At 51.9% G+C, this 15,788-nt stretch carries 8 protein-coding genes; 6 read left to right on the forward strand and 2 right to left on the reverse strand.

All coding sequences use genetic code 11. The annotated features are described in order from the left end of the window. Positions 1 to 116: 116 nt before the first annotated feature. From E0698_RS25305 to E0698_RS25315, 3 genes are all read left to right on the forward strand, one after another. Positions 117 to 1,154 (forward strand): SAVED domain-containing protein, encoded by a 1,038-nt coding sequence (locus tag E0698_RS25305; protein WP_192513316.1) that lies wholly within the window; start codon positions 117 to 119, stop codon positions 1,152 to 1,154. A 291-nt stretch (positions 1,155 to 1,445) separates the two neighbouring features. Beyond that, entirely contained in the window at positions 1,446 to 1,784 is a 339-nt protein-coding gene (locus E0698_RS25310) for a helix-turn-helix domain-containing protein (protein WP_025683559.1), read from the forward strand. A 160-nt stretch (positions 1,785 to 1,944) separates the two neighbouring features. Next, a complete protein-coding gene (locus E0698_RS25315; RefSeq protein ID WP_094153705.1) occupies positions 1,945 to 2,265 on the forward strand; it encodes a hypothetical protein in 321 nt (106 codons plus the stop codon). A gap of 137 nt (positions 2,266 to 2,402) precedes the next feature. On the opposite strand, the gene E0698_RS27200 is transcribed toward E0698_RS25315, so the two are convergent. After that, entirely contained in the window at positions 2,403 to 2,786 is a 384-nt protein-coding gene (locus E0698_RS27200; protein ID WP_238354150.1) for a helix-turn-helix domain-containing protein, read from the reverse strand. A 690-nt stretch (positions 2,787 to 3,476) separates the two neighbouring features. On the opposite strand from E0698_RS27200, the gene E0698_RS27210 reads away from it, so the two are divergent. After that, a complete protein-coding gene (locus E0698_RS27210; protein ID WP_238354151.1) occupies positions 3,477 to 4,007 on the forward strand; it encodes a group II intron maturase-specific domain-containing protein in 531 nt (176 codons plus the stop codon). Between the two features lie 80 nt (positions 4,008 to 4,087). On the opposite strand, the gene E0698_RS25335 is transcribed toward E0698_RS27210, so the two are convergent. Then, positions 4,088 to 4,258 carry a hypothetical protein gene (locus E0698_RS25335; RefSeq protein ID WP_192513317.1) on the reverse strand — a complete coding sequence of 57 codons (171 nt, stop codon included), beginning with the start codon at positions 4,256 to 4,258 and terminating at the stop codon, positions 4,088 to 4,090. Between the two features lie 507 nt (positions 4,259 to 4,765). Here E0698_RS25335 and ectB point away from each other — a divergent pair. Together ectB and E0698_RS25345 are read left to right on the forward strand one after the other, a co-directional pair. Then, positions 4,766 to 6,049 carry a diaminobutyrate--2-oxoglutarate transaminase gene (ectB, locus tag E0698_RS25340; RefSeq protein ID WP_134912382.1) on the forward strand — a complete coding sequence of 428 codons (1,284 nt, stop codon included), beginning with the start codon at positions 4,766 to 4,768 and terminating at the stop codon, positions 6,047 to 6,049. 680 nt (positions 6,050 to 6,729) lie between these two features. Then, the coding region (locus E0698_RS25345) for a non-ribosomal peptide synthetase (protein ID WP_192513318.1) at positions 6,730 to 15,788 on the forward strand (9,059 nt) is incomplete at its 3' end.

Genomic DNA, 15,788 nt, shown 5'->3' on the forward strand with positions numbered 1-15,788 from the left:
GAGTCGGCATGAAGGATGTTTTCAATGGTTTCGCGTTCCTTCCACTGGAGTTGTACCTCGTATTTTTTGTTCATCTGTAAGCCCTCCCAAATTCTTCTTATATAGAGAGCTTAAAGATGAAATCAGACTCGGTCAAGGTACTAGTTGTAAACACTAAGGGGAAGTTGACCAATGCTGGCATTATTGCTCATATTATTGGGCATAGTAAGGGTGGAGCAAGGCACGAGTTTGCAGAAGAGTTTGGATATTCTGATGATAATTTGGAGGATGTCAGTAACTTAATGCTAATGTGCTATACGCATTCTAAACTGATTGATGATGCACACAATAAAGAGTTTTTTCCACCCGCTTTACTGTTTGAGATGAAAAGGAAACATGAAGCCTGGGTGAGAAGTTGGACAGATGAGAAGAAGAAGAGCCTTGCTATTGTGCATAAGCGGCTAGGGCCACCACTTACAACACTGCCATTAACCGAACACTCGCCTAATATCATGCTTGAAGCTATTGAGAGTCAAGTTGAGTTCTCTGACTTTTCTATAGAAGGTTGGGAACAAGGGAAGGCAGATAATTTAAAGCTATTCAAGCAGTATGTTGAGAGAATTAATAAGGGGAAGTACGATGTAGCTGAAGTGTATGCGATTTCTCCGATACCTCTATTAATCCATCTGGGGAAATTATTGTCGGACACCGTTCCATTAACTGTCTACCAATATGATCGAGAAGCAGGCTTTTGGGTGAACAAAGCACCGAATGCGTCCATGTTAGAAGAATTGATGCCAACTTCTTCATTTACAGATAGGGGATCCAAGGAGTTAATTGTAACCATTTCTATTAGTGATACGATTACGGATGAGGATGTTCATACCATATTGGGAGAAGAACGGGATCAGTACGACATTGTAATCAAAAATCCCCATGTAAAAAGATTGCTTTATTTTGAACAGGTTCAACAAATTCAAAAGCTTTTTAAGGATGAGGTTGAAGCTTTACATCGTCAAAAAAGGTTTAGTCTGATTCATTTATTATATAGTGGCCCTGCTGGACTGGCTATTGAGCTTGGACGTAGCATTAATCAAAACATGTGGCCAGAAGTAGCTGTATACGAATTTAAATATCGAGAAACCCCGCGCTATCAGCGTACTTTTAATATTTAGCTATTCATATTTCAATCTAGATCGTAAAGGCTCTTTAGAGTATAGATTGTGGATACTGTCATTAATGTAACTGAGAAATAAGGGTGTATTATTAGTTACCAACATTAATGTAATTCAAAATATTGATGAATTACCTGAAATTACTTGTAAGTACGGGATTTCTCAGTTACCAACTATAATGTAATCGAACAGGCTTGTCTGGTGATAAAAAAGTCTGGAACTAGTCATTTTACAAACATCAAGAAAGATCCCGATGATATATCGGGATCTTTTTAGCTTAGGAGGGCAATTATGTCTACAATAGGCCAACGAATTCGAACTATTAGAAAAACAAACAACTTAAATCAAATAAAGTTTGCAAATATAATTGGGATTTCTCAAGGAACGTTGAGTGAGCTGGAGCAAGATAAATACAGACCCTCTCTTGATATAATTATAGCAATTAAAGAAAACTTCAATTCCCATATAGAGTGGTTAATCTTTGGAGATACGCCTGTATCAAAGAACACTATTTTTAATTTAGCCATTGAAGCTCAGGAATTAGAACTTATTTCTTTGTTTCGAGAACTTACTAAAGAAGATAGAGATGAAATTATTGATTTTATAAAGCTGAAGATTGTTCGGTACTAATCTTTCACGGGAGTTCCTTAATAATATGTCTTAGAAATACTCATTTTAATTTTGGTACATAAAAGTCACGAATTATCCGTATACCGATTATTCCTGGCATTTATGCATAAAAAAATTAGCAATGACTATAATATGAATAGAGAAAGGAGTGTAATAATTCATGTCACTAAATTCACTTAGCATATTTGATATTGCTTTTGTAACACCCCACGGTATCTGTTTTCAGCAAGTTTTTTATACTTGCTCAAGAGCCATACGTGAGAAATGGTTTGAAAGAGCTTTGAAAGAAGGCGGTTGGAACCTCAGCATTAGATATACCCCAACTGATCTAAAATCAATTTACATAAGAAATGAATTTGAAGATTATGAAGAATGTAGATTGGTGGTAAAAGAATCATTACAAGGTCTTAACATAGAGACCTATTTACAGAGTGTTCAACTAATGAAACTTGCAAAAGAAATATTGAAAGACTATCCCTAAAAGTAAAACTTCAGCTATCACATAGTTAATTAAATTGTAAAAGAAGGTGTGAGGCGCTACTTCTTTAAGCGAACTAATGGGTACTAAAATTTTCTATTTACTATATCTTTTCTTTAAAGGAGAGACAAAATGCTCCATTAAAAAGGTAATATTTTTACCGATTGATTCAAATCTTCTTGTTCTAATACCTGCCCATTTAATTCAATTCGAAAACCAGAATTTAGAAATGCTAAAAGATCAAAGGATTTTTTGATTTTCTCGTTATTAAGGTCCGAATGAATTGTATCAATTGAGTCCACACAGTAGGGGAACGTCATTTGATTAGCAATACAAAGTAAATAATCGGTTGTAACATCAAAAACCTCTGCTAAAGATATTAAATGATTAATTTCAGGTCGTGCTACATTTCGCTCCCAATTAGAAACAACCTGTTTGGTTACCCCGATTTTATTAGCAAGTTCCTCTTGTGTCCATTTATGGAGTAGTCTTAAATTTCTACATCGCTGTCCCAAAGTATTCATGAGTTCACCTCTATTGAGAATATCAAATAGGTTTTAACCCGACCCATCTGCTTACTAATTATACCTACTTATAGCCCATATTATAGCTTATTCATACCCTACTGTACCCTACGAGTAGCCTATGAATAGGCTACGAAGTAAAATATAGCTAAAAAATATTACTTTGCTATTGTATAAAGCTGTGAGTTGTTATATTCTACATTTGTATTTTGAAGTAAAACTAAAATATATCTTAGGAGTAGAAAAAGATAACTGAACTTTACTCTGATTTAGTAGTTCTAAAAAGAAGGTGAATAATGAGCAAAATTCGATCAAGTAACTCTATAGCATCTATTCAACGGAAAATCAAAGAAGGAAGAGGTCAAGGCCACTTTTCGGAATATAAACCTTGGTTGACTGTACATGATGTACCTTCAATAGGGATAGTTACTCGAATTCTTGGTTGGAAAAGTGGTCGACTTCACCATTATCTGTCTGAACACTTTGAATTGGCACATCATTACCAAATGGAGTGGTCAGAGCAAGTGATTGATATGCGCGAACAATTTCCTTTATTACCCCTAGATAAAACCCTCTATATTGCACAAAAGTTAGGCATTAAACATCCAACTGACCCCAAGAATAAGCTTCCCATCATTATGACTACAGATATGTTACTTACAGTAAAACAAGAAGAAAGTATAAAATTTATTGCACATTCCGCAACCCGTAAAGCGCCAATATATCCCCAAGAAGGATGCGGATCGGGCATACGAGATCATTCGAACGATAATGGAACGTCTGGAGTTAACGTTACACCCGACCAAAACGCGAATCGTCGGACTATGGACAGGAGAAGAAGGCTTCGACTTCCTAGGCATGCATCACCGAAAGACGAAGGCCGAAACTTCCGAAAGCCAAGTGTATTATACGACCCAACAATGGCTGTGCCGTAAGGCAGAGGAGCGAATTAGGGAAGTCGTGAAGGAACGACTAGCCCCTGCGAATATGCGTCACAAATCATTCCAAGAACATTTGGAATACTTAAACCCGAAAATACAGGGTTGGCGTAACTACTACGTTACGACCTACAGCCAAAGGAAGATGGCTAAACGTGACTGGTACATCCTTCAGCGACTCACAAAATGGTATGCCAAGAAGCGTCAACGCGCTCGATGGAGGAGTTCATTACGCGAAGTGAAATCATTGTCCGTTCAACTCGGACTCAGAACGCTATTGTAATCTGCATGCACATGAATGACGAACATCGGAAAGCGTATGAGGGAAAACCTCACGTACGGTTTGATGAGGAGGGGCAGAATTTATCTGCCCTTTACTCTAGCAGAGGCGCAGTGAAGACGGCGGGATACAAAACTATGCCGGCTGCCATCCGGGCGGACGCTGCGGCCAGCTTCCAGCCGGGCAGTCATCAGGTGTTCCAACCGAGTATCCAACGGATTTTCCAGCAGAATATCCAGCTGACATCCAGTCACGTTTCCAGCCAGGCTTCCAGAAATTCGTCAGGTAATCATGTTAAGTTATCGCAAAGCGCAAGGATTCGGAGCACCGGCAGAGAATGTATACAGGGAAGATCTCCCAAATCGGCCGGCACCCCGCCTGAATGTCGACACGCGTCGAATTCCTCGATTGATGGCAAGCCATTCCCAGCGTTTCTTCTCCATTCGCTCTTTTTAGGCAAAATATTAACACCTTATGTTAGACGGACCAAATTTAACTAAAGTTTTACTATACATTCTTCGAAATTTTGATATAATTCTACCTAGGTTACCTTTCCAATTATGATAGAAAATAGAATTGGATGGTTTTTATACCTATCCAAGCTGTGCGCGAGAGACCAGTCCACTGGCTACCCAGCAAGCTGGCATGCGGGGACCGACAATTGTGGAAAATGACAGCCGAGAATATGTTGCTCCATGACGTCAGAAGGTTCAGAAAGGATGAAGCCAACCTTATCCCAATTCCGATGGAGGATGAAGCGCGTGAGCATTTTTGAAAAGCTGGAATCCAACGTAAGATCTTACTGCAGAAGCTTTCCGGTGGTATTCGACCGGGCCAAGGGGGACCTGTTATATTCTGAGGACGGAAGAGCATATATTGATTTTTTTGCAGGTGCCGGGGCACTGAATTACGGTCATAACAACGATTATATCAAGGACCGGGTTCTCGATTACTTGACCTCCGACCGGATTATGCACGGTCTGGATATGTATACAATGGCCAAGCGCGAATTCATCCAGAGTTTCTCGGAGCGGATCCTGGAGCCGAAGAAGCTGAATTACAAGCTTCAATTCTGCGGTCCGACGGGGACGAACGCGGTGGAAGCGGCCCTTAAGCTCGCACGCAAGGCGAAGAAGAGAACCGGGATATTCGCATTCATGGGCGGCTTCCACGGCATGTCGCTCGGCAGCCTGTCGGCGACAAGCTCCAAGTCCATGAGGGAAGGGGCGGGGCTTCCTCTGGGCGGAGTTACGTTCATGCCGCACCCGAGCGGGGCTTTCGCAGAAATGGATACGCTCGGCTATATCGAGAATATCCTGACTGATTCGCACTCCGGAATCGACAAGCCGGCCGCCATCCTGCTTGAAACGGTACAAGCCGAAGGCGGAATTCACGTCGTCGACGCGCAGTGGCTGCGCGGGCTGCAGCAGCTTTGCCGCAGGCACGATATCCTGCTCATTACCGACGAGATTCAAGTCGGCTGCGGCCGGACAGGCGAATTCTTCTCCTTCGAACGTGCGGGGATCGAGCCGGATCTCATTACCCTGTCGAAGTCGATCAGCGGGTACGGCCTGCCAATGTCCCTCCTGCTGCTGAAGCCCGAACTGGATCTCTGGACGCCGGGCGAGCACAACGGCACCTTCCGCGGCAACCAGCTCGCTTTTGTGGCCGCCAAGGCCGCTCTCGAGTTCCGGGACAGAGCCGCCCTGGAAGCCCAGGTGAAGCAGAAGGAAGAGTTTGTGCGCTCGTTCCTTGACAAAGAAATCAAGCCTCTGCATCCGTCCATCGCCATCCGCGGACTCGGCCTGATCTGGGGCATTGACGTCTCGGGCTTCACGGATGAAGCCGGGGCGAAGCGGATGACGGAGATCAGCTTCGAGAACGGGCTCATCATTGAAAGAGCCGGCAGAGGAGACCGCGTGCTGAAGATCATGCCTCCGCTGACCGTCTCGATGGAGCATCTGGCCGCCGGCTGCGACATTATCAAGTCCAGTATGCAGCAGGTGATCTCTCAGGAGACCCAGGATTTGCTGGTAACGACCTAAGCTCGGCCAAGCCGGTGGCCGCCCCGGCAAGAGGCACGGAAGTGCCTTCCGGGGGCCGTGCGGCCCTGATGTTAAGATAACGTTTTCACCCCATTGGAAGATTTTCTCCCCATGCTGCCTGCGGTACCGTCAGGCAGCATGGAATTCACCGCCAATCCAAGGGCTGTCCCGTTCATGCCATACGGAGCATTCTTTGAGCCTCATGCAGCACCATCGTCACATCTAAGAAAAGCTCACTACCCCGCAGCCGGATCTTTACTTATCCACACCAGGCGGGGGAATACACAAATCGTACATAGAGTGTATCAATATCCCTTAAACATAGGCTTCGACAAAGGCAGCTCCGGTGCCGAATCCGGAGGTACGGCCGACTTCCTGCTGGCCGGCCGGAACCCTACAGCAAGCCTTACATCGATGGTGAGGAACATCCCTTGTCCACCCCCAAATCCAATTCCGAACCCAATGTTAAACCAAAGCCCGTCTTCGGGCGGCTCGTCCGCAGCAAGCATATTGAAGCAGAGGAGCCGGAAGCAGCCGCATCTCTTGCGTAGAACGATGCTCTTTGTTGTCTTTCACGCATGGGAGCCGAGCGGGACAGCTGCTAGGCAGAGGATTGCCGCATGCGATCAACCGGGCAAGCGAAGCGGTGACCTGGCGAAAGCCATTGACATTGTTGTCACATGTTTGAAAAGGCGGGGAGCGAGGCTGGAGCGTTGCTGCGGCATATGCTCCGCCGGATTGCTTTTACCGATGAAGAGAGGGGAACGATCCAGATGGCTTTTGAAAAAGAAACGTTGTTTTGGAACGAAAAATTCGGTAGCGACGATTATACCTTGACGCGGCTGCCTTACAGCAAAGCTCCAAGCTCCCTAGCGCCCATTGTGAAAACCGTCGGCGGTTCGCTTTCGGAGGAAGCGGCGCAGCGCGTCCTTCAAATGAGCAAGGGCGCTCCGCTGGCCGCTTTTATGATTTTGCTCGCCGGTGTTCAGTCACTCTTGCATAAATATACAGGCGCTTCTGACATTCTGGTCGGCATGCCGGTTGTACGGAAACCGACGGAGACGCGCCGATCCGTTAATCATACGGTCATTTTGAAAAACTCGCTTTCGGCGGGTGCGACTTTTAAAACGCTTCTGAGCGAGCTGAGGACTTCCTTGCCGGAAGCGATTCAGCATCAGCATATTCCGTTCTTGAAAATGACGGAGAAGCTGGACCTGCAATATGCAGACGGGGTACCCGTCGTCCATACGCTAGTATCCCTTAAGGAGCTGCATCTGGACGAAATCGGGCAAAACGTGGTCACGGATTGTTCCTTTGAATTCAGCTTAACCGGCGGGACGATACAGCTAGCGCTGTCATATAACGAGCACTTATATGACTCCGAGTTCATGACTCGGGTCGTCGGCCATCTGAATCGCCTGCTGGCCGTGGGGCTTCACGAGTTGGAGCTGGACATCGTGCGGGCGGACATGCTGTCGGAGGACGAGAAATTTCAATTGCTGCAAAGCTTTAACGATACCGAGAAGGACTATCCCCGTGATCGGACGATTCATCAGCTCGTGGAGGAGCAGGCGAAGCGGGTGCCCGAAGCGACGGCGGTTGTCTTTGAGGGGCGGCGGCTTTCGTACGCGGAGCTGAACGAACGGGCGAACCGGCTGGCGCGGACGCTGCGATCGGTCGGCGTGTTGCCCAATCAGCTGGTAGGATTGATGGCCAGGAGATCGCTGGAGACGGTCGTTGGCATTCTGGCGGTTCTGAAAGCTGGCGGTGCCTACGTGCCGATCGACCCGGAATACCCGGAAGAACGCATCCGCTACATTCTGGAGAACTCGAACGCGCAGCTGCTGCTGACTCAAAGGGAGCTGCTGCAGCAGGTGCCGTTCGAAGGGACCGTGTTGGCGCTGGATGACGAGCAGGCCTACAGCGACGATGGCTCGAACCTGGAGCCGGCCAGCGGTCCGAATGATCTGGCTTATGTCATCTATACGTCAGGTACGACGGGCAAACCCAAAGGGGTCATGCTGGAGCATCGCGGTTTGGTCAGCTTGAAGCTGATGTTCGCGGACAGGCTGGGCATCACGGAGCATGACCGGATCGTTCAATTCGCCAGCCTGTCGTTCGACGCGTCCTGCTGGGAAGTGTTCAAAGCGCTCTATTTTGGCGCGGCTTTGTACATCCCGACGGCCGAGACGATTCTCGACAACCGCCTGTTCGAGAGTTATATGAACGAGCATGCGATTACGGCGGCGATTTTGCCTCCGACGTACAGCGCTTATTTGAACCCGGACCGCCTTCCCAGCTTAACGAAGCTCGTAACGGGAGGCTCGGCGGTATCGGCCGAATTCGTGCAGCAGTGGAAACCGAAGGTCCACTATTTCAATGCTTACGGCCCTACCGAAGCTTCGATTGTTACGACGCTTTGGGATGCGGATGAGGAGCAGCCGGAGCGCAGAGTCATTCCGATCGGGCGCCCGCTGGCCAATCACCGGATTTTTATTTTGGATGCCCACCTGCAGCTTGTGCCTCCGGGAGTGGACGGCGAGCTGTGCGTGGCAGGCGTGGGGCTTGCGAGAGGTTACCTGAACCATCCGGAGCTGACGGCAGAGAAGTTCGTGGAACATCCGTTTGCGCCGGGAGAACGCCTTTACCGGACGGGAGATCTCGCCCGCTGGCTGCCGGACGGAAATATTGAGTACTTGGGCCGGATCGACCATCAGGTGAAAATCCGTGGATTCCGGATCGAGATCGGCGAGATTGAAGAGCAGCTTCTGAAGATCGACTCCGTGCAGGAGACGATCGTAATCGCGCGGGAAGGCAAAAGCGGGCAAGAACTGTGCGCTTACCTGGTCGCGGGGCGCCCGCTTACGCTCGGCGAGCTAAGAAGCGCGCTGGCGCAAAAATTGCCGAATTACATGATTCCGGCGCATTTTGTTCAGCTTCCGCAGATGCCGCTCACGCCGAACGACAAAATCGACCGCAAGGCTTTGCCCGCTCCGGAAGGAAACGCGCTGACCGGCGGCGCGTACGTAGCTCCCCGCAATGAAGCCGAGCGGACGCTTGCCGATGTGTGGCAGGCGGTATTGAACGCCGATCGCGTTGGGGTAACGGATCATTTCTTCGAGCTGGGCGGAGACTCGATCAAGTCCATTCAAGTATCTTCGCGGCTTCATCAAGCCGGGTACAAGCTGGAAATCCGGGATTTGTTCAAATATCCGACTATCTCACAGCTCAGCCTGCATGTGAAACCGATCGGACGTACCATCGATCAAGGCGAAATAACGGGTGAAACGGCGCTGACGCCGATTCAGCATTGGTTTTTCGAGAGCTCCTTTGCGGACCCGCATCATTTCAACCAGTCGGTGATGCTGTACCGGAAGGAACGCTTCGACGAAGAGACGGTACGTCAGGTGCTGCAAAAGCTGGCCGAGCATCATGACGCCTTGCGGATGGTGTTCCGCAAGACGGAACAAGGGTTTAGCGCGCGGAACCGCGCGATTCAGGAAGGCGGGCTGTTCACGCTGGACGTGTTCGACTTCAAGGATGCGGAGAATACCGCGCAGGCTGTGGAAGCGAAGGCAACGGACATTCAAGCGGGCATCGATCTGGAGAACGGGCCCCTCGTGAAGGCGGGACTGTTCCGGTGCGCGGACGGCGATCATTTGCTGCTCGCGGTTCATCATGCCGTGGTGGACGGCGTGTCTTGGCGCATTTTGATGGAGGATTTCGCTCTGGGTTACGAGCAGGCCGGCAAAAGCGAGGAAATTCGTTTCCCGGCGAAAACGGATGCGTACCGCACTTGGTCCGAGCAGCTGGCCGCTTACGTGCAAAGCCCGGAGATGGCGAAGGAACGGGCCTATTGGCAGGCCGTGGAACAAATTGCGGTTCCGGCCGTGCCGAAGGATCTGGAGGCGGACGTTACGACGCAGCAGGACAGCGAATCGCTGTTCGTCCGTTTGACTCCCGAAGAAACGGAGCTGCTGCTGAAGCGGGTTCACCGGGCCTACAACACCGAAATGAACGATATTTTGGTAACGGCGCTCGGCATAGCCGTTCGCAAGTGGACGGGACACGAACGGGTGCGGATCAATCTCGAAGGACACGGACGTGAATCGATCGGAACGGATATCGACATCACGCGCACAGTCGGCTGGTTTACGACCAAGTTTCCGGTCGTCCTGGAGCCGGAAACCGACCGGGATTTGGCCTATCAGATTAAACAGGTCAAGGAAAGCTTGCGCCGCATTCCGAACAAGGGGCTTGGGTACGGCGTATGCCTCTATCTCTCCAAATCGGAGGATGGCTTTGTTTGGGGCGCAGAGCCGGAAATTAATTTTAACTACCTCGGCCAGTTCGACGATGATGTCAACCAGGACGAGATCGGCATATCTTCTTATTCCAGCGGCAGCCCGGCCAGCGACCGGCAGGCCCGCAGCTTTGTGCTGGATATCAACGGCATGGTGCTGGACGGCGCTTTATCGCTCGATCTCAGCTACAGCCGGAAGCAGTATCGCAAGGAAACGATGGAAGCCTTCGCTCAGCTGCTTGAGCAAAGTCTCCGAGAGCTCATTACCCACTGCGCAGGCAAAGAAAACACCGAATTGACGCCGAGCGACGTGCAATTTAAAGGCTTGACCATCGCGGAATTGGAGCAAATCGCTCAGCGCTCGGGCCATCTCGGGGAAATCGAAAATATTTACTCGCTTACGCCGATGCAGAAGGGCATGTGGTTCCACAGTGCGCTTGACCGGCAAACGGCCGCTTACTTCGAGCAGACGCGGTTTACGATGCGGGGAGTGCTCGACGTCCAGCTTTTCGAGAGGAGCTGGATGGAGCTTGCGAAACGTCATCTGGTGCTGCGGGCAAATTTTGTGAAAGGACCGGCGGGCGAGCCGCTGCAAATCATATACCGCGACAAGCCGGTCGGCTTTGAATATGAAGAGCTGCTTCATTTGCAGGTGGACGAGAAACAAGCGTATTTGGATAAAAAGGCCGAGGATGACAAGCTTCGCGGCTTCGACCTGGAACATGACGCGCTCGTTCGGGTTACGATCCTGCGCACCGAAGAGCAAAGCTATCATGTGCTGTGGAGTTTCCAGCATATTTTGATGGACGGCTGGTGCCTGCCGCAGCTGACGCAGGAGCTGTTTGAGACGTACTCGGCCTTGGCATCCGGCAAGCAGCCAGCGGGAGATAAGGGATCGGATTATGGCGCTTATATCGAATGGTTGGAGAAACAGGACGATCAGGCGGCATCCGGCTATTGGACGGCATTTCTGGCAGGTTATGAAGGGCAAACCGTACTCCCGGGACAAAAGGAACCGGCGCCAAACGGCAGATTTACGGCTGATCACGTCACCGCCGAGCTGGGCAAGGACTTGAGCGAGCGGATGGACCGGGTGGCGAAACAGCGCCTGGTTACGGTCAATACGCTGCTGCAAGCCGCTTGGGGCGTGATGCTGCAAAAATATAACGGAACAAACGATGCCGTATTCGGCAGCGTCGTGGCCGGAAGACCGGCGGAAATCCCGGGCATTGAGTCCATGATCGGGCTGTTCATCAATACGGTGCCGGTCCGCGTCACGAGCGAAGCGGACACCGTGTTCGCCGACCTGATGGCGAAGCTCCAAGAGCGGGCGCTGGAGTCCGGGCGTTATGATTACTATCCGCTGTATGAAATTCAAGCCCGCAGCGTGCAAAAGCAGAACCTGATCAACCATATCATCGCTTTCGAGAACTATCCGGTGGACGAGCAGATGGAGCAGGCGGGCGACCAGCAGCACGGCGACCTGACGATCGCTGACGTTCAGATGGAGGAGCAGACGAACTATAACTTCAACGTGACCGTGGTGCCGGGAGTCGAGATCGAAATTCGATTCGACTTTAACGCCGAAGTGTTCGATAAAGACAGCATCGAGCGGCTCAAGGGGCATCTCGTCCATCTGCTGGAGCAGGTGACGGATAACCCGGAAATTACAGTGGGCGAGCTGGAACTTGTGACGGAGGCGGAAAAGGCCGACCTTCTCGGACGTTTTAACGACACCACCACGGAATTTCCGCGCGAGAAGACGCTCATTCAATTGTTCGAAGAGCAGGCGGAGCGCATCCCGGATGCAGCCGCCATCTCCTTGAATGAGCAAGAGCTGACCTACCGCGAGCTGAACGAACGCGTCAACCGCCTTGCCCGTACCTTGCGTAGCCACGGGATATCCAAAGGCCGTCTGGTCGCCATTATGGCTGAGCGTTCCATCGAAATGGTGGTGGGCATGCTGGCGGCACACAAAGCCGGAGCGGCTTACGTACCGATTGACCCGGAATATCCCGAGGAGCGTATCCGTTTCTTGATCGAGGATTCGGGAGCGCAGGTCATGCTGACGCAAAGCCGCTTGCGCGAGCGCCTGGCGGGTTCGGACTCCGTGATCTTACTGGATGACGAGTCCTTCTATCACGAGGACGGCACAAATCTAAATCCGGGCACCGAAGCGACAGATCTGGCCTGCGTCATCTATACGTCAGGCACGACGGGCAAGCCGAAAGGCAACCTTGTTTCGCACCGCAACATCGTGCGGATCGTGCGAAATACGAATTATATCGACATCATCGAGCGGGATCATGTCCTCCAGCTTTCGAGCTATTCGTTCGACGGAGCGATTTTCGATATTTTCGGCGCTTTGACCAACGGGGCGCGGCTGGTGCTGGTTCCCCGCGAGACTTTGCTGGAAATCGGCCGGCTGGCGGATCTCATCCAGAGCGAGCGCATCTCGGTCATGCTGATTACGACGGCTTTCTTCAACATCCTTATAGATGTGAACGTCGACTGCCTGCGGGATGTCCGGGCGATTTTGTTCGGAGGAGAGCGCGTGTCGGTCGGCCATGTGCGTAAAGCGCTCGCCCATATCGGACCGGGCAGGCTCAACCATCTGTACGGCCCGTCGGAAAGCACGGTTTATACCACGTACCTTCCGGTCGACTTCGTCGATGAGTCGGCGGTTACCGTACCCATCGGACGGCCGATCAGCAATACGACGGTGTATATCGTCGACAGCCGGAATAAGCTTCTGCCGATCGGCGTGGCCGGGGAGCTTTGCGTCGGCGGAGAAGGCTTGGTACGGGGCTACAATAACCGGCCGGAGCTGACGGCGGAGAAATTTGTGGACAATCCGTTTGTGCCGGGAGAGCGCATGTACCGGACGGGGGATTTGGCGAAATGGCTGCCGGACGGCACGATCGAATACGTGGGACGGACGGACGACCAAGTGAAAATCCGCGGCTTCCGCATTGAGCTGGGCGAGATCGAAGCTCAGCTTCAGAAAGTGGAGGGAATTCGGAAAACGACGGTATTCGCGAGGGAAAACGCCTCCGGCGAGAAGCAGCTTTGCGCCTATTATGAAGCGGACTGCGAGCTTCCGGCGGCCGAGCTGAAGAGCGTGCTTTCCCAGGAACTGCCGGCCTATATGATCCCGGCGTACCTGATCCAGTTGGAGCGGCTCCCGCTGACGACGAACGGCAAGGTCGACCGCCGGTCCCTCCCGGCGCCGGAGGAGAGCTTGCAGCCGGGCGAAGGACGTACTCCGCCTCGGACTCCGCTGGAAGCCAGCTTGGCCGGAATTTGGAAAAGCGTGCTCGGACTGGTGCACATCGGCGTTCATGACAACTTCTTCGACTTGGGCGGCCATTCCCTGCGGGCGACGACACTGGTGAGCAAGGTGCATCAGGAGCTGAACGTTGAGCTGCCTCTGCGCGACGTATTCCGCTACTCGACGATCGAAGAGATGGCTCTCGCCATCTCTCGGATCGGAGAGCAGTCGTTCTCGTCGATTCCGCTGGCAGGCGCAAGAGCATATTATCCGCTTTCCTCAGCTCAGAAGCGGCTGTTTATCCTGAATCAGCTGGAAGGGGCCGATCAGAGCTACAACATGCCGGGCGTGCTGCTGCTGGAAGGATCGATTGACCGGAGCCTGCTGGAGAAGGCTTTCCGCGGACTGATCGCACGGCACGAAACGCTGCGAACGGGCTTTGAGATCGTACAAGGCGAAGCAATACAGCGCATTTACGAGAGCGTCGACTTTGCCGTCGAGTACCGTCATGCGAGCGAGGAAGAAGCGCCTGAAGTCGTGCAGGCCTTCATCCGGCCTTTCAACTTGGCGAAGCCTCCGCTGCTGCGGGCGGAGCTCGTAGAGCTGGCAGCCGAACGTTATTTGCTGATGTTCGACATGCACCATATCGTCTCCGACGGGGTTTCGATGGACGTGTTAGTCGAGGAACTCGTTCGTCTGTACGGCGGCGAGTCATTAGAGCCTTTGCGCATTCAATACAAGGACTATGCGGTATGGCAGCAGTCGGACGAGCAAAAAGTGCAGTTGAAACGCGAGGAAGCTTACTGGCTGGACCGTTACCGGGGCGAGCTGCCGGTTCTGGAAATGCCGACGGACTATCCGCGTCCTGCCGTGCAGAGCTTTGAGGGACAAACGCTGACGTCCTTCGTGGACGAGGCAACGAACGAAGGCTTGAAGCAGCTGGCCGCTCAAAGAGGAACGACGCTGTATATGGTGCTGCTTGCGGCATATACCGTGCTTTTGCATAAATACACAGGTCAGGACGATTTGATCGTCGGAACGTCGATTGCGGGCAGAACGCACGGAGACACGCAGCCTTTGATCGGAATGTTCGTCAATACGCTGGCGCTCCGCAATTATCCGGCTTCGGAGAAGACCTTCCTGTCGTATCTGGAAGAAGTGAAAGAAACGACCTTAGGCGCTTACGAGCATCAGAATTATCCGTTCGAAGAGCTCGTCGATAAAGTGCAGGTCAGCCGGGATTTGAGCCGCAACCCGCTGTTTGACACGATGTTCTCCCTGCAAAACTTGGAGGATAAAGAGTTTGAGCTGGAAGGGCTGAAATTGTCCCCGTACCCTAGCGAATACGGCACGGCCAAGTTCGACCTGAGTGTGGATGTTACGGAAGAAAACGGCGGCCTGGAGTGCAGCTTTGAATTCGCAACGGCTCTTTATAAAGAAAGCACGATCCGGCGGCTGTCGACTCATTTCGGACATTTGCTTGCGGCGATCGTAAGCCGTCCGGATGCGAAGATTGCCGAGCTGAACTTGTTGACGGCAGAGGAAAAAGAGCAAATTCTCGGCGCGTTTAACCCGGCGCAGCCGGAAGCGGCTCCTGTGGCGGCGTTCCACCGGCTGTTCGAGGAACAGGCGGAGCGCACGCCGAAAGCGGCGGCCGTCGTGTACGAGAACGACCGGCTTACGTATGCGGAGCTGAACGAGCGGGCGAACCGCTTGGCGGCCACGCTGCGCGCAAGCGGCATCGGCCGGGAGACGATCGTCGGCATTCTCGCCGAGCGTTCGGTGGACTTGCTGGTGGCCGTGCTGGCCGTCTGGAAAGCGGGCGGGGCGTATGTGCCGCTCGACCCGGATTATCCGGCAGACCGCGTGCGGTTCATGCTTGAAGACAGCGGAGCGAAGGTGCTGCTGACGCAAACGCCGCTGCGAGAGCGTGCCGAAGCATGGCTCGGCGAAGAGGAGCTGGCGCTGGCGGCGGTGCTGTACCTCGACGACGAAGCGTCGTACAGCGACGAGCTGGCGAATGCGCCGCTGGAAGCGGATGATCACTTGCACGAATGCCGTCCGGAGGACCTGGCGTACGTGATCTACACGTCGGGAACGACGGGCAAGCCGAAGGGCGTGATGATCGAGCACCGCAGCCTGGTGAACACGGCGGCGGGCTACCG

It is taken from the genome of Paenibacillus sp. 23TSA30-6, assembly GCF_014858585.1.
Lineage (GTDB): Bacteria > Bacillota > Bacilli > Paenibacillales > Paenibacillaceae > Paenibacillus.

Bases quoted from the DNA above. Each gene is read 5' to 3' on its own strand.
- E0698_RS25305 (WP_192513316.1), top strand. From the start codon at position 117: ATGAAATCAGACTCGGTCAAGGTACTAGTTGTAAACACTAAGGGGAAG.
- E0698_RS25310 (WP_025683559.1), top strand. From the start codon at position 1,446: ATGTCTACAATAGGCCAACGAATTCGAACTATTAGAAAAACAAACAAC.
- E0698_RS25315 (WP_094153705.1), top strand. From the start codon at position 1,945: ATGTCACTAAATTCACTTAGCATATTTGATATTGCTTTTGTAACACCC.
- E0698_RS27200 (WP_238354150.1), bottom strand. From the start codon at position 2,786: ATGAATACTTTGGGACAGCGATGTAGAAATTTAAGACTACTCCATAAA.